At 37.4% G+C, this 15,795-nt stretch carries 12 protein-coding genes; 10 read left to right on the top strand and 2 right to left on the bottom strand.

Translation table 11 applies throughout. From position 1 onward, the window contains the following. Window positions 1-702: 702 nt before the first annotated feature. Window positions 703-1,533 (top strand): hypothetical protein, encoded by an 831-nt coding sequence (locus AC0L6R_RS05595; protein ID WP_473270308.1) that lies wholly within the window; start codon window positions 703-705, stop codon window positions 1,531-1,533. Window positions 1,534-1,742: 209 nt separating this feature from the next. After that, the gene (locus AC0L6R_RS05600; RefSeq protein WP_473270309.1) at window positions 1,743-2,489 is read left to right on the top strand and encodes an erythromycin esterase family protein; all 747 of its coding nucleotides are present in this window, start codon (window positions 1,743-1,745) and stop codon (window positions 2,487-2,489) included. A gap of 344 nt (window positions 2,490-2,833) precedes the next feature. Here the strand turns inward: AC0L6R_RS05600 and AC0L6R_RS05605 are convergent, their stop codons facing one another. Both AC0L6R_RS05605 and AC0L6R_RS05610 read right to left on the bottom strand, forming a co-directional pair. After that, window positions 2,834-3,253 carry a hypothetical protein gene (locus tag AC0L6R_RS05605; protein WP_473270310.1) on the bottom strand — a complete coding sequence of 140 codons (420 nt, stop codon included), beginning with the start codon at window positions 3,251-3,253 and terminating at the stop codon, window positions 2,834-2,836. A 73-nt stretch (window positions 3,254-3,326) separates the two neighbouring features. Further along, on the bottom strand, window positions 3,327-3,887 hold the full coding sequence (locus AC0L6R_RS05610; protein WP_473270311.1) for a hypothetical protein: 561 nt from the start codon (window positions 3,885-3,887) through the stop codon (window positions 3,327-3,329). 101 nt (window positions 3,888-3,988) lie between these two features. On the opposite strand from AC0L6R_RS05610, the gene AC0L6R_RS05615 reads away from it, so the two are divergent. From AC0L6R_RS05615 to AC0L6R_RS05650, 8 genes are all read left to right on the top strand, one after another. After that, window positions 3,989-4,192 (top strand): helix-turn-helix domain-containing protein, encoded by a 204-nt coding sequence (locus tag AC0L6R_RS05615; protein ID WP_473270313.1) that lies wholly within the window; start codon window positions 3,989-3,991, stop codon window positions 4,190-4,192. Beyond that, window positions 4,185-4,673, top strand: a complete 489-nt coding sequence (locus AC0L6R_RS05620) for a very short patch repair endonuclease (protein WP_473270314.1) — start codon at window positions 4,185-4,187, stop codon at window positions 4,671-4,673. Before AC0L6R_RS05615 ends, AC0L6R_RS05620 begins: the two co-directional genes overlap by 8 nt. Before the next feature lie 193 nt (window positions 4,674-4,866). Further along, window positions 4,867-6,423, top strand: a complete 1,557-nt coding sequence (locus AC0L6R_RS05625) for a DNA cytosine methyltransferase (RefSeq protein WP_473270315.1) — start codon at window positions 4,867-4,869, stop codon at window positions 6,421-6,423. Continuing rightward, window positions 6,423-8,783, top strand: coding sequence for a hypothetical protein (locus AC0L6R_RS05630; protein WP_473270317.1), 2,361 nt, complete (start codon window positions 6,423-6,425; stop codon window positions 8,781-8,783). Before AC0L6R_RS05625 ends, AC0L6R_RS05630 begins: the two co-directional genes overlap by 1 nt. A gap of 9 nt (window positions 8,784-8,792) precedes the next feature. Beyond that, entirely contained in the window at window positions 8,793-10,310 is a 1,518-nt protein-coding gene (locus AC0L6R_RS05635) for a hypothetical protein (RefSeq protein WP_473270318.1), read from the top strand. 3 nt (window positions 10,311-10,313) lie between these two features. Then, a complete protein-coding gene (locus AC0L6R_RS05640; RefSeq protein ID WP_473270319.1) occupies window positions 10,314-10,583 on the top strand; it encodes a hypothetical protein in 270 nt (89 codons plus the stop codon). A gap of 20 nt (window positions 10,584-10,603) precedes the next feature. Then, a complete protein-coding gene (locus AC0L6R_RS05645) occupies window positions 10,604-13,204 on the top strand; it encodes a hypothetical protein (protein WP_473270320.1) in 2,601 nt (866 codons plus the stop codon). Window positions 13,205-13,224: 20 nt separating this feature from the next. Further along, a complete protein-coding gene (locus AC0L6R_RS05650) occupies window positions 13,225-15,777 on the top strand; it encodes a hypothetical protein (RefSeq protein ID WP_473270321.1) in 2,553 nt (850 codons plus the stop codon). Window positions 15,778-15,795 lie beyond the last annotated feature (18 nt).

Consider the following 15,795-nt stretch of genomic DNA (forward strand, 5'->3'; position numbering starts at 1 on the left):
ATGCGGCTTTTATTCATTCCTAATATCATTATCCCACTATCCCATCAATAGGAATGTGGCTTTAGCCCATTCCTTTTATTCATTCCTATTTTCGATTATCCCCCCAACCCCGGCTTTAGCCAAAAACCACGGGATTCAATCATTCGGCTAAAGCCGGAAATTGTCTATCGGATTTTTATATCTCCTCCATCTAAAGATGGAGGGAATTGATGGGATTCGATTTCATGAGTTCTCCATTGAGATAGAATTAGGATTTCAGGCAATTCCTGAATTACTATCCCATCACTAGGAGGGCGGTTTTAATTCATTAATAACATTATTCCAAAATCCCTTCACTAGGAATGTGGCTTTTATTCATTCCTAATATCATTATCCCACTATCCCATCACTAGGAATGCGGCTTTAGCCCATTCCTAGTTAGAGGGTCATTCAATTATTCGGGCTTTAGCCAAACTGCTCTTATTAAATTCTAGAGCTCATAATCACTCTGCCGATAGCTTTACCGATGCTTGGTAAAGAAATGGGGTAAAGTGCAGGACTACTTTTTAGTTAAATGATTTTAAAAGGAACTAACTAACCTTTCCTATTCTCTACTTTAGAGCCGAATCCTACTTGAAAGCCTTTTAACAATGAGTTATAAATAAATAAAGATCAGTTAATCAAGGATTTTTTATCGGTTGTTCAGCATCCTACTAAATCAATATGCGCATTTTGAAATTCTACCTTTTCCTCTTATGTATTTTGGGCTCCCCTCTGGTCTCTACTGCCCAAAACAAGTTCAATTTAAACTTCAATGAGTTTGACTCAGCTGAGCAATCAATGCCTAAGGGTTGGTATAAATATGGTGGTTTCGACATCATAAAAGGGGAAAAAGAAAGCGATGGGAATATTGTGGGGAAGGTTGTCTCTGATGAAAATGGGAAATTTGGAGCACTCATGTATAAATTTCCGGCTAGTTATGTTGGAGAAACTCTTGAACTGACGGGCAGGATAAAATATGAAAATGTAAAAGATTTTGTTGGATTGATTATGTGGATACGCGGCTATTCAGAGGGCCCCCATTTGGCTTTCAAAACTATGCAAAACCTTAATCTCAGAGGGAGTAGTGATTGGACAGAATATTCAAGAAAAGTGCCTTATCCTTCCAATGCCAAAGATATCTATGTAGGAGGGATTTTAGGCAAAGGAGGAACAGCCTGTGCTTCGCACGATTTTAAGGTAAGTATAGACGGTAAGGACATTCAAACCTTAGAAGAAACTAAAAGAGTAACATTGGAGGATTTCCTTAATTCTAAGGATTTAAATACAGCAATGTTAAAGTCCCTCCGTCCAAATGGACCTGGTCCTGACCAAGAAACTTGGAATAAAAATTTGGACTCATTGATCGCCAAAGTAGGAGACAAAAAGATCGTGGCCATTGGGGAAAGCACCCATGGTACCTCAGAGTTTTACCGGCTTAGGGAATTGATCAGCAAAAGGTTGATCCAAGCTGAAAAAAGGGTTCAATCTGGTGGTTTTGGAAAGTCCCTATGATGATATCGAAGTATTTAACAAGGAATTGGATACCAGTCCAATAGACAGTCTGATGCGGAAACATCTGTTTTCTATTTACCAGACTGAAGAAATGAAATCCTTCTTGCAATGGTATAAGGACAATCGAACTTAAGTATGCTGTAGAATTTAAAGGTTGCGATGATTCACTCTGGGCCTTCTATGAATTGCTGAGTGACAAAGTTGCACCGATGAAGGATATAAAATTGAATAATCTTCTCAAACACCTTGAATTGAATATTTCAACTAGTGAAACTGATGACGGGAAGAAAGAAATCAATCTCAAAAATGGGATTTACAATGATATTTTAGCCATTGAAAATCAGTTGAAAGTTTCAGGAAAACTGACTGATTCCCTCGAGGAGATTTTGTTCAATGGAAAAAACTCTTACATCAATTATGTCCATCTTAAGGATAAGCAGCCCATTCAGAGCAGGGACGAAATAATGGCCGAAAGAATCTCTTATTTAGCCAATCAATCAGACAACAAAATCATCGTTTGGGCTCACAATGCTCATATATCCAAAGAAGTCATTTCAGATAATGAAATCGGATTGATGGGCTATTATCTCAAAAAGGAGTTTAAGGAGGATTACTACGCAGTAGGGCTTTTGACATTACAAGGAACCTATTCCTATATGGGTGAGAAATATATTCATCGAGATCATGATTATACAGAGAAACTAAAAACCGAAAAATTGCTGTCTAGCGAATACGAGCTCTGGGAAAATAAACTCGCTGAAATGGGGAGTTCTACCATTGTTGATACGTCAATTTTAAAGAAGGAACTGAGCACAGATGCCATTATCGGACCCACCAAATTGGTCGGGTATGGGAAAGAGAAAGAAACAGATATTTATTTCATTCCTTTGATCAAACACTATGATTGTTTGATATTTATAGAAAATACGAATGCCACTACGCCAATTTTCAGGTGAAACCGTAGCTAACGATTCAATAGGAATGCGCACTTAGCTCATTCCAATAAGTGGATCTCTACTGCTTCCAGCTTTAGCCAAAAACTCTCTGTAGAATGAAAACCTGCAAATATTCACATAGGATTACTAAAAGATCTCTTAAATATAAAAGGCCCCTAAATAGGGGCCAATTCTTTATCTGATTACGTTTCAACTCCGAAAGAGGCTTGATCAGATCTAACAATACAAATATGCAAGAATTACGTAAAAAAATTTACGTTATTTTCCATTAGATATACCAAAATAAAATTGATTTCGAAAATCATCTGTTTATATTATACTTCGGTATTCCGTCTTCTAATAGATCACCTCAAAGAATCCATTAACAATCTTCCACTGTGTTCTTCACCTTTTTCATCCCTAATAAGTGCCTGAATCCTCAAACTTCCAAGAGTTTCCTTTTTGTTTCCCTCAGTTGAAATTTGAATGATTTTACCCGGAACTTTCACCCCGTCTTCTTTGAGAACTGCCTCATAATTGCCAAGCAACTCAGCGGTGTTCCATTCCACTACTTCCAGATCTTCCAGCTTCACCATATTGATAGAGGGAAAAGAAAACCCTGTACCCAATGCCAGAATATCTGCCCAAGGGGTATCAAAATGATCATAATCTTTTACTTCTAACAATAAGTACAACTGACTTGGGTCTTCTTCAGGATATGGTGTGTGAAGCTTGACCAAATGACCTTTCTCGGGCTTAAAGGGGATTTCTTCAAGTGCTTTCATAGGTTTTGACTTCTTGAATTTACAACCGTACTTTTCTTTATCCGATCCAATACTGCCGGTCTCAGATCTTCTATCAACTGGAATTTTTCATTGCATAGGTATCCGACCACAAGATCTTCCTTATCAAAAAAGCTTGTGCTTCGTAAAGCATATCAATCGCTTTTAAAGCCGCCTCAGCATGTGATCCTGCTCCCCATGTCAAATTCACTTCCCTAAAGACCAACTTGCGGTTTTGGAACTCCTGAATCCTAATCCTTCCTTCAAAATGTCTTCTAATGGAATCTATCCTTTCCTCAGTTCCCAAGGACACCAGCACATAATTGGTCACCGGATTAAATGTCCCATAGTTCTGGTTTATCCATTCCATAAGTGTCAAAGCCGAATCCAAACCCTTCTTTGCACTTTCAAACCATTCCGGCCAATCCAGACTTTCAAAATCAAATCGTCCAAGAATCCCCTTTAGTTGGCTTAAGCTTAGGTAGTAAGGCTTTTCAGGATTGTCGTATTCATGTTTCATGATTGACACCAGGAATTCTCCATTATGTCCAAGGAATTCCAGGTATTCGTTGTCCTGATCTATTTCGCTAATCAACCAATTTTCAGGAAGGGGATGAGGTAGATAGTCTAGGAACATAAGATTTTGTTATTTTTAGTATCAAATCAACCTATCTTAATATAATAAATATTTTAATAATGTTGATTATAATCAACATATATATAGAGTAAAAATCTTCCATGGACGTAAAAGAAAATTTCGGTTTAAGGTTAAAAGAAATTAGAAAGCTTAGGGGAATGTCTCAGGAACAGTTGGCTTCTGGCTCGGGATTGGATAGATCCTATGTATCAGGGATTGAGCAGGGAAAGCGGAATGCATCATTGGAGGTAATAGCCAAACTCGCCAATGTTTTAGAAATTCAGATCAAAGAACTCTTTGAATAAGAATAAACCCTACATACGACCCAAAATAGCAATCCCACAATTCTGCGAGGAGAATGGCTTTTACACCACTAAAGCCAGATCTGTTCAAATGTCCCAGATTAAAGGGAAGAATACCAAACCTGAGAAACTTTTGAAGAAAGCCTTATGGCAGGCAGGAGTGAGGTACAAAACCCCAAAGAAGCCTCTATTTGGGAAACCTGATATCAGTCTCAAAAAGTACAAACTCGTCATCTTTGTAGATGGCACCTTTTGGCATGGCTATAACTGGGAAGAGAGAAAACACAGCATCAAATCCAACCGGGAATTCTGGATCGCCAAGATCGAACGGAATATTCAACGGGATCATGAAGTCAATACTTACTACCAATCTAAAGGTTGGTTTGTATTGAGGTTTTGGGATGCTGAAGTAATTAAGAATCTTGGTATTTGTTTAAAATTAGCCTTAGACCAAATACATTATAGGCACTACCAATACCAATAATAGTATATTTTATTGGTCTGGTGGATACTTTTTTAGCAATTATTGCTTAGTAACCAGTTTTCATCCTATACCTTTAGGTTTAATTATTCAGGAAATCATACTTTTTTCAATTTAAGTCAATTATTCTTTTAGGATAAATCCATTTATCGACTTATTATTAAATATCAGAATTTTTAAATATTGGTAAGGCTAAATGCAAAAAAGTAAATACGTTGAATTGTTCGCTGGTTGTGGTGGATTGAGTTTAGGTTTAGAATCAGCAGGTTGGGAACTAGAATTTGCAAATGAATTAAGCCCAATGGCTGCAGAAACCTTCGCTTATAATTTATTGGGAGTGGATTTTTCAGGTGATCCAGATATAGATTTTCCGGTAGTTCATAAAATGGATGAACTTAAATCCATGGATTTGGATGAGTGGGATAAAAAAAAGTTGATTGTAGGTGATGTTGTTGAATTAGTTCAATCATTAAAAGAAAGGAACGAATTATTAAATAGGTTAAAAAATATTGATCTGGTTTCAGGTGGTCCTCCTTGTCAGGGTTTTAGTATGGCTGGTAGAAGGGCGGAAAGGGATCCCAAAAATAAACTGCCTTATGCGTTTGTGGATTTTGTCGAATTAGTAAAACCTAAAGCTGTTATCCTCGAAAATGTAGAAGGTATTCTTCGGAAATTCACAAGTGATGGTGGAGAGAAAGAACCATGGCTTGAAATAGCAAAAGCTTTTGCTTTTATAGGTTATGCCCCAATATGCTTTTTCATAAATGCTAAAAGCTTTGGAATTCCCCAAAATAGGCCAAGGTTTATCATGTTGGGTTTAAGGAAAGATTTAAAAACCAAGGTTTTAAGAAAGATTAAGAAAGAATCAATAGAGGATGTAGCAAAAGTGTTTACACAAGCATTTTCCTTTGTAGAGGAAGAATCCCAATTCATTTTGGATTATAAAGGAAATGATCCAGCAATACATATTGATGTAGTGAATGAAAAATTTGCCTCAATGAGAAAAATGGTCCCTATTGATATTTTTAACGAATCAAATTTTTTTCCTGAATTTTCTAGAAATACGGTCAGTGTAAAGGAAGCAATCAATGATTTAAGTGGAAATGGAAATATTGAAAAGGGATATGTTTTAAAAAGTACTTTAGGTACAGCTTATTCCAAATACCTAGACAGCATTTTTAAACAACATATCATACATCCGAAAACGCATTTGGCAGGAGTATTTAATCATGAATTAAGAAAACATAATCCCAAGACCATAAAGAGATTTATTTTACTACAAGAAGCAAGAAAAGTTTTAAATAAAGATCATAAAGCATATTTACAAACTTTTTTAAAAGGGAAAGACATTTCAATTGGAGATGTAGAAAAGTTAAAGGAAGGGTTAAAGAAGAGTTCCAAAGTAAAGGATTTTATTGATTTGGAAAGCTTAAATGGTTTTATATCTGGTTTAAGGGAATTCAGTTCGAAAAAACAAATCCAAAGGCCTTTATTACAAGATTTACCTGCACCAGCTCAATTAACTATCCCAGATGATTTTTGTCATTATTCCTCTTCCCAGCCTAGAGTACTTACTGTAAGAGAAATGGCGAGGATTCAGTCTTTTCCAGACAGTTTTGTATTTAGGTCAAAGGTTACCACAGGTGGGAAAAACAGAAAATCCGAAGTTCCTCAGTATACACAAGTAGGAAATGCAGTGCCTCCAATTTTGGGTAATAAAATAGGGAAGTGGGTCAAAAATATTTTGGAATAATGGCAAATAATAATAGGGTGCCTGGTGGTGAAAAAAATCAAAAGTCTGGTATAAAATGGACTAAGGAAGAATTAATTCAGGTTTACCATCTCTTTAAAAAATTGAACGGAAAGAATTTACATGAAAAGAACCCAGAAATTATTTCTCTTTCTCAAAAATTAGGTAGAACTGTCAGATCAACAGAAGCCCAAACCTTAATGTATAGGAATTTGGAAAGAGGCGGGAATTATAGTTTGGGAAACATGAATACTTTATGTAAAGAAATTTGGGACGAAATGGAGGAAACTATAAATGCAGGAAAAATGCAAGCATTATATCCTGAAGGATTACTTGATTGGGCGGGTCATAGCAAAGGAGGGGTAAAGAAGCCTTTTGACCGCAATAGTGGAAGGCCAAATGGTAAAATGATAAGAACAGAACTTACCCAAAAACTCGATGATTGGATCCATTCTGATATCGATTCAAAGCCTAGGATAATTTTGTTAGTAGGTGGTCCAGGAAATGGGAAAACTGATGCATTGGAATATTTCATTTCCCAAATTGATGAAAAACACGAATCAGACTATTATTCAAAAATTTCCCAGAAAATCCACTATAGTTCTACGGAAGTCGAAAGATCTGTACATATAGATTTAGACCCCAACCATTTTACATACAATAAATTGGTCATTGTCCAAGATGCTTCTACTGGCGAACAAGGTAGAAACAGTGAGGAATGTTTATTGGAGGATTTAAAAAATGCCTTGGACCATAACATCTTATATGTGGCCTGTATCAATAGGGGAGTCTTGGCTGAGGCACTTTCCCTTTCAGAAAGGATAGATAATAGAATTTATAAAGTATTGACCGGAATCATAAAAGGGTTGACAGAATATATAAACCCTTTGCCCCTTTGGCCAATGGACAATAAAGATCCGCTTGTCAGTTCCTTTGGCATTTGGCCAATGGATGTTGAAAGCTTGGTACTTGAAAAAGTGGAAAAGGCACAAACCCCTTTCAAACAAATATTTGAGGATTTATTGGATGATACTAAATGGTCTTGTAATGACTGTACCGTTGAAAAAAGCCTTTGTCCTTTTTATCAAAACAAGGAGGGTTTGAAGAAGGAAGAGAATCTGGACGGTCTTCAGAGGTTATTGAGCGATTTTGAAAGCATTTCCAATAAAAGATGGTCATTCCGCGAATTGTTCTCACTTATCTCCTACATCATGGTTGGTTTTGAGGGAGAGTTTAAGGGGCAAACGCCATGTGAATGGTCCAAAAAAACTATCGATGGATTTTCCATGGCCAGTGATAAAGATGCATTTAAACATTTATATGGGCTGAACAAACACCATTATTCCATTAGATTGTTTGGCAAATGGCCATCCTTTAGCGGCTTGGCGAGGACTAGGAATCCAGAGATAGGATCCATAACCCATACATCAGAAATTACGAAACAATTCTTTTCCTACTTTTTCCAAAATTCCTTTCGGAGTCGCAATAAACCAGAGATTGCCAAAATTGTCGATGGTTTGTTTTTTGATTTGATGGATCCTGCCCAATTGAGCAACAATAAATCAATTGATCTTCCAGGTTTGGGGGACCTTAAAGATTTGGAATCTGGTTTTTCTTTCTCGATTAAATCTGGATTTGAAAAAACCAGAGAGACTTTGGACCCACTTCAGACACAGCTTTTCGAACATTTGATCAGGATCGAATTTGATCTCGATAGTAAGGCGAGATTTGAACCTAGTATCAATTCCATGAGGATTGATGAGCTACTGGGTATTTTAAGAACTTTTGCGATTCGGTTGTTCAAAAGGATGCATTTTTCAAAGCTGGGTATTTCCAAAGACGAAGAGGTCTTGGGTGATTTCAGGAATTTAACCGCTATAAAAGACCCAACGGAAAAAAAACTGGAAGAAGTAAGGGATTCATTTGACGAATTGCTTCAATCTCAAGATGGAATGGCAATCAACATCAACTCTTCAATTTCCCAACCCCAATTGGACAAAGATTCCAAATTGACTTTGGAAATAAGTAGGGTTTCCATTGACGCCAGTTACCTCAAAGACCCTTACAATGATGTTCCTCGACTTCACCATAAAGTTTTCAAGATAGATTTCAATGAAAGTTACCCTGTCCCATTGACCTATCCTTTATACAAAGCGTTGTTTAATTTTCACAAGGGAGTAAGGTTGGCCTCACTTCCAAGTGACGTTTTGGCCATGTTAGATAGTATCAAATCAAATATTGCTGGAAAAGTGGTGAGGGATAAAAACCTATTGAAGAATTCAAAAATCCGTTTCGGTGAGTCCCAAAATTACTACAGGTTGGACAAGGTTGAAGGGGACGAGTTAAAAATCACCTTTATTTAAATTTTTAAAATGGACAACTCAGGACATTTAACTGACATTAATTCAAAATCCGTTATTTATACAAGCTCTATTTTTGACTTGGGTATCAGTCCTGAGTACAGCAATGGAGAAGTCAGTTTGGCTTCTCTATATAGGAATATAGGGTGGCAAATAAAACAGGAGGGTAGCACAAAGAGGTTTGGAGAACAATTGGTAAACCAACGGTCACATGTTTTTTTCTCAAAATTCAAGGTTACCAACAAAAACATCAAGGATGAAGATTGGATAATTAAATCCAAGGAATGGACTGATCTATTGAATAAGTCATTGGCTTCACCCCACTCCACCAATCAAGTGAATAGTAAGTATCCCATCCTTTACCCTTTCGTTCCTGATTGCACCTTGTATTCGGGGGCTGCAAGGTTAAAGGGCAATCCTTGGAACCCTGGGAAGTTGATTGAGAGGATAATTTGTTTGGGGGCAGGGAAAAAAGGGGAGGCAACTGCTGTTTGGGAGCAACTTTTTGAAAAACTATCCTGCAACTCGGCGGACATCAATGAGGATATCCTTGCCAGGATCATCACGAGCCAATTTGAATTTTTCAGGGATGGTGAAATTACTTGGGGACTAAACCCTATTTCTGTAGAAAGTGCTCCAATTGATGGAAATATTCTTGAGGGGTCACCGGTCAAACAATTTGTGGTTGATTTAAAAAAGGTCCTTGAATTAAAAGGCAAATTGACAAGGAGGCAGTGGCTTTCTTCATTAGAATCGCTAATTCGGATTGGGTCAGGCAGTTATATCCTTTGGCTTTGCAATATCAATTATCAATTATGGTTATATTTTGAAAATAGTTTAAATGGCGATCACACCTTGGATGGCAGTGGCTTGAAGGATTTTTTGCTGAGCAATACTAGCTCCTTAATGGAACTTGAGGAAAAGGCAAGTTCCATCAACCAAATCATCCAAAATTATATCAAGGGATATACAGGCATTAACTATATCCTAAAAAGACTTGAGATGGACACTGCAGGTGGTTCGATCAATACCTTGGATGGAATATTAAGGATAGGTTCAATTATCAATGACAAAATCCAAGCTAATGATTGGAGCGGATCAACTATTGTTTCCGAAATCCAGGATTTATTTGAAAAAGACCCAAGGCTCTTTGCTTGCAAAAGCGGTAGGACCAAGAATATTTTTGAGTTTTTGCGGCATTCCATGGGACAAAAGCAAACTGCGGATCCCTACAAAAAAAATTATGATCAATCCTATTGGCTAAGAAAGAAGGGAAATTACCAATCTGCTCCCTGGATTGTGGATATGGGGCCTGCATCGATCCTTACTTTGGTCTACTGCTGTTGTCATGGTTTTGATCAAAATAGGACCATAAATGACCTTTTGGATCATTTAAAAAGATATGGGATTTTTATAAGTCCCAATAAACTATTGGTCAGTAATTTTTTAGCGACCCTCACTACCCTGCAAGTAGTAGGTGACTCACCAGATGCCGAAGGGGGAATGGTCATCATAAACCCATTTAATTGATTTATGAAGAAATTTAATAGTTATATCCAAGGCTATATTTCCAAGAATTTTAATGGAGGGGATAGCAATGAAAGAGGGAAGCAAACTCGAATTGTTTTAAAAGGACTTCCTTTTGAGGTTGCCAAGGATTTTGTGGAGGAATTGTTGGAGGACGGAGGGCTGTCCATAAATGGTAAGAATATTCCTACAATCTTATATGATCGCCAGCTGGAGGACTGGGTTAACGCTCCGGATCGAGTAGGGGTGGCATCTGTGGAAAGGATTATGTTTTGAACTTAAGGAACAATTCCAACTTGGATGAGTATCTAGTCATTCTTTCAGAAGGCACCCTTTTGGACAAATCAAATTCGTCTAGTCTACAGGCAATTGGTATAAATGAGGACGTGGACAAAAATGATTGGGTAGACCAAGAGTTTATTGATCACTTATTGAGGAATTCCCTGGCCAATAAGAATATTTATATCTCAGATGGTCAATACGATGAGATAAAAAAGGCCCTAAGATCTTTTAGCATGATCAGTTCCATTAACAGATCCAAAAATTTCAATTGGAACGTATTGAAATCCATTTCGGAGAACGATTCTGTAAATGACCTCAAATCACTCTCTTTTTTATTGGGTTTTGTAAACTATTCAGATAATGGATCTATGGATTTTGATAAATCCATCAAGTGTTTTCAAAAAATTGCCTTCAGTTTTGATAATATAGGGACCAATACAACTTTTAGGTCTTGGATGGAAAAAGAATTGCCAGAAGATATCCAAACCTCACTCAGACATTTGAAGCACCATATTGCTTCCATTTCCTCCTCCATCCAATTTAATGATTGCCCATTATACTTTTACTCTTCGTTAAATTGGGAAGAAGGTTTTGAGCATTGGTTAAAATTGGAGCTTGATACCTGGCAAGAAATTATTGAAGAAGAGGAACCTGTTTCTGGCCAAGGAAAAATCGAGGTAATAAATGCCTTGTTCAACAACAACATGCCCTGTCCTGTGGTACTGGATGAAGTTCTACTTAAAATTAGTTTTGATAATCCTGGGGACGCCGATTTTGAAGTAGAATCCAAGAAAGGAAATAAATTCGAGTTACTGGCTACGATTGAAAAAGAGGTGCAAAATGGTACTGTTATTTGTCGAGATACCCCATCGGACCACAAGAATTTCTATTCCTATAGGATAAGGAAGCAAGGTTTTAAGGATACCACCCAAAAAATTATAAGTCTTGCCCATTATGAGCCCGGTCTTGTTTTTGATGTAGTCCAATTGCAGAAAGCATCCAAACTGACCTTCAAAAAAGATAATAGATCCAACAATAAAATTTGGGTTTCCAATGGCATATTGAGTAATTCTGGTAGCCATGAATTTAAATTTTATTGGGATCAGGAAAGGTTCCAATTGGAAGAATGCACTCTAAAACTTAAAGATGATCAGTCTTTCCCATTGAATATAATTGCTCCTGAAGATGGGGTGGGGTCTTTTGTTTTTGACATCGATGATTCGGTTGAGTTTGAATTAAGGATGAAAAACCTAAGACAGAAATACAAGCATGTTATCAAGATAACTCTGATGGTAAGTGAAGATGATCCCATCGGGGCGAAAAACGTGATTGAGAAACTGATACTCCAAAACATTTCACCCAAGGGCATTAATGAGAAAATTTCAGTTTACCAATCTTGGTCTAAGCTCCACCAACTTCAACAATGGATTTTTGAAAATGATCAAAACTCTGGTTACCCCTTGATACTTGGGGTTGATTATAAGTCAAATTTCTCCAAGCCTGATTGGGATATATCCGCTTTGATCTCATTAGGGGAGCTGAATGTTGATTTTAGGCCGTCAAAGGAAGTATTCCTTGTCCCAGAAAAGCTAAGAAGTGCAAGGAGAAAAATCATCGATTTCCTTCTTGAATCTGGTTCAGATAACTCCGAAAATTCTAGCCAACTATTTGAATATCAAGAATTGTATAAACCATCGGTTTCCCCCCAGTTGGCAGTGATGGTCAAATCCTATTTGGAAGAATATTTTAACTGGCTAAAGGAAAGCCCAAAAATTGCAAGCTGGTATGAAGTGGTGGCGATATCAGATGTTGATGGGGATTTGGTCATCCACCATGATCCATTTGCCATCCTGCTTTCACCGATCCATCCCATCCGATTGGCGTGGCAGTTTCAGGCCCAAAATTATTTGTATGAAGCGTTGGTCAAATCTATCCCTTGTCCTGCTGCAGGAATTATAGAATCTATGCAATTTCCAGATAGTTTGGCTCTTTCTTATTTTTCCAATTACAATGAAGACACCGCCAAGGTATTTTTATCGATAGAAACCGAGAGTGTGACTTGGGGAGTTTTATGGAATTCAACCAAATTGGACCAACTTAAACATGATAAGTTCATCTCATTTTTCGACGATGATCTTGGTTTGGAAATCGAGGGCCTGGATAGTGGTTTGTCCAGTTCACAAATTGAAAAATCCCTTTCTGATATATTTAAGATCAAATCTGGGCAGAATGCCATCAATGTTGAGGTCTACAGTGAGTCTTCCGAAACAGAGTTGTTCAATAAGGGGGTGGAAAATTGGGTCGGCAACAATTTGGGGGACGATAAATTTGAATCGAATAAACGGTTTGAACGGGATCTATGGTTCTCCAGTGGCAGCAAAAAGCTCAACATATTTGATTCACGGCCTCGTGAGTTCCAGCCCACAGCTGAAGCATTGATCGGGATTACCACGGATTCTGGTTACAGCGTGAAGTGGTTTGATAAATCAAATGGGGGCAAAGTTGAAAATTTGGATCTATCTATCATCAGTCATTTGAAGAGCCAAAGTTCAAGTTTGATCCCTGGGAAAATTCAGCAGTATTGTTTAATGGGTGCATTTCGAGGGAAAGAGTAAGGAATTCCAGATTAAACAATATGGGTAAACTATCCTTCTTCGAAACCCGCACAGTATTGGATCATGATTATTACCATTCTAATGGAGATGCCATTTCCAATCAAATGGCCGAAGTGTTGGTCTTCTTGGAGAACCAAGTCAATCAAAAAAATAAAGGACACCTATCTACAATTCCAAACCTAAAAAGTGTAATGGAGAAATTGGAAAGCTCCGATTATTGTGCAGTCTCCTCCAGTGTGGTTGATCCTTCGGCCTTTTTTGATTCTTCTGGTAAACACTTGTTGTGGGATTATGATCTACCATCCTATTCATCTAAAAACTCCTCAAAAGGTGGCTTTTACTTAATCGCCAAAAACTCAGAGTTTTTAATTGAGTCAGTCCGAAAAAGCCTTAGGAATATTCCTGGTATGGGTAATACCAGTGCCGCCCAAATAAACGAAATCCTAAAAGAAATTTCTGGCAGGGGAATTCCTACCTTGAAAACCTTGGCCTCAGGAGGATCGAATGCCAATGGTGAAGTGGGAATGCTAACTGCGATGAACCTGCTTCAAAATTTCAATAGCGAGGATGAAAGCTTCCAGTTTGTTCCTTTAAAGAAAGAGGATGTCATCACGATATTTATTCCTATTGATCCATTTACAAAGCAATATAACTCCCTCTGTAAGTCATTGAAAACCGATATTAGAAGGCCTGATTTATTGGCTTTGAGCTTTGGTTTGAAAGGCAATGAGATTGAAGGAATGAAATGGACTGCTGTAGAAGTAAAGTATAGGAACTCTCCTATGGAATTACCCTATATGGAGGCCGCGTTGAAGCAGTGTGAGAACTTTTATCGCTTATACGATAAGCTAATGGAATACAGCATGGAATCTGTGATTTGGGATAATGCCCGATGCAAGTTGTTTTCCGAAATGATTTCCTTTGCCTTTGCAACTTATGGCAGGAAAATCAAACAGGCAGAGGAATCAGAGGAATGGGCAAAGATTCAGAGTAAACTAATTGCTTGTTTGAATGATCCCTCAAAAATTCAATTGAACACCCAAGGTAGACTTTTGGTGATCTCAAATTATGCACTGACTGAATTTGATGAAATCAGTTCCAATTCTGGTTATGATACCCTGAAAATCTCATTTGGTGATGCGAAGGATATTTTGAAAAGAAATGACCAGTCTAAGTTTAATTTTTTAGGGGACAAAGTTGGGGATTGGGGTTTTCTGTATGATTTTGTCCAGGAACAATACAATAAAAAAGAACCAACGCATGAAGAATTGCCGGAAGAACTTGGGGTAGCTGAGCCGAATGGGAAAGAATTAAAAAAGCGTAAGGAAGATCAAGAGGATGTGAACTCCATAACTCCTGAATACCCAAATGAGTATTCCAAAGATGGGTATGATAATGAAGGAATCTTATTTGAAGTTGGAGTTCAGGAGGGTGCAATAAGTTCAATTCCATTTAAATTCCATCCTTCCAACACCCATTTGAACCAACTTAATATTGGGATTGTGGGTGATTTGGGAACAGGAAAGACCCAATTGATCAAGGCTTTGCTTTACAATATCACCAAAGACCCGAATCAAAATAGGGGGGGAGCACCGAAGTTTTTGATCATGGATACCAAGAGGGATTATGATGGAAGTGGGGATAAGCAAAGTGACAAAAATTTTGTAAAGAGCATCAATGCAAAAGTTGTAAAGCCCTATAACTTACCCATTAACCTTTTTGATATCAGAAATAGTTTGGATGATCATCCAGCATTGACAAAAGGAGAGTTTTTCATTGATATTCTAAAGAAGATCTATGGGGGAATAGGCCCAAACCAAGAAAACAATATTCTACAGGCAGTTATTGAGGCGTTTGAAGACAGGGGATATGAACCCTACCAGGACAATTATAAAGACTTCAATTCACCTACTTTGACCAATATATTTGAAAAATATGGGGAATTGGTTGATGGGAAAGTGGATGCCCCATATTCCTTGATGAATAAGTTGATTTTATCCAGGTTTTTTGAATCTGATACCTTAAAGACGATCAGTTTTAGTGATTTTTTCAACCAATCCATCGTATTGAGTTTGGGTGGTGTGGCAAGCAATGATAGGAATCTCAAGATGATCATGATCTTCTTTTTGAATATGTACCGTGACTATATGCTGGGAGTGAAGAAGCATGAGTTTATCCCAAAAGACACATACCAATTGAGAAAAATCGATAGCTACCTTTTGATTGACGAGGCCAATTTGATCATGGAATACCAGCTACCGGTCTTGGAAGACTTATTGTTGAAGGGGAGGGAATTTGGAATTGGCATTTTGTTAAGTTCCCAATATTTGTCCCATTTCAAGAAATCCGGTACTAATTACATTGAGCCCTTATTGACTTGGTTTGTCCATAAGGTGCCAAATGTATCTGTAAAGGAATTACAAGCTTTGGGACTGATCAATGCAGATGAAAATACAGTAAGGAAGATAAAATCCCTGAAAAGCCATGAATGTCTATATAAAGGATTAAATGCCCCAGGTGTAATTATTAAAGGGATTCCTCATTATATTTTGGATCAAATGAATTCCAAATGAAAATTAAGTTGTTTATAT

It is taken from the genome of Algoriphagus sp. 10J20-15 (assembly GCF_055809615.1).

What these genes read in the sequence shown, in the direction of transcription:
- AC0L6R_RS05595 (WP_473270308.1), top strand. Translation starts at nt 703, where the DNA reads ATGCGCATTTTGAAATTCTACCTTTTCCTCTTATGTATTTTGGGCTCC.
- AC0L6R_RS05600 (WP_473270309.1), top strand. Translation starts at nt 1,743, where the DNA reads ATGAAGGATATAAAATTGAATAATCTTCTCAAACACCTTGAATTGAAT.
- AC0L6R_RS05605 (WP_473270310.1), bottom strand. Translation starts at nt 3,253, where the DNA reads ATGAAAGCACTTGAAGAAATCCCCTTTAAGCCCGAGAAAGGTCATTTG.
- AC0L6R_RS05610 (WP_473270311.1), bottom strand. Translation starts at nt 3,887, where the DNA reads ATGTTCCTAGACTATCTACCTCATCCCCTTCCTGAAAATTGGTTGATT.
- AC0L6R_RS05615 (WP_473270313.1), top strand. Translation starts at nt 3,989, where the DNA reads ATGGACGTAAAAGAAAATTTCGGTTTAAGGTTAAAAGAAATTAGAAAG.
- AC0L6R_RS05625 (WP_473270315.1), top strand. Translation starts at nt 4,867, where the DNA reads ATGCAAAAAAGTAAATACGTTGAATTGTTCGCTGGTTGTGGTGGATTG.
- AC0L6R_RS05630 (WP_473270317.1), top strand. Translation starts at nt 6,423, where the DNA reads ATGGCAAATAATAATAGGGTGCCTGGTGGTGAAAAAAATCAAAAGTCT.
- AC0L6R_RS05635 (WP_473270318.1), top strand. Translation starts at nt 8,793, where the DNA reads ATGGACAACTCAGGACATTTAACTGACATTAATTCAAAATCCGTTATT.
- AC0L6R_RS05640 (WP_473270319.1), top strand. Translation starts at nt 10,314, where the DNA reads ATGAAGAAATTTAATAGTTATATCCAAGGCTATATTTCCAAGAATTTT.
- AC0L6R_RS05650 (WP_473270321.1), top strand. Translation starts at nt 13,225, where the DNA reads ATGGGTAAACTATCCTTCTTCGAAACCCGCACAGTATTGGATCATGAT.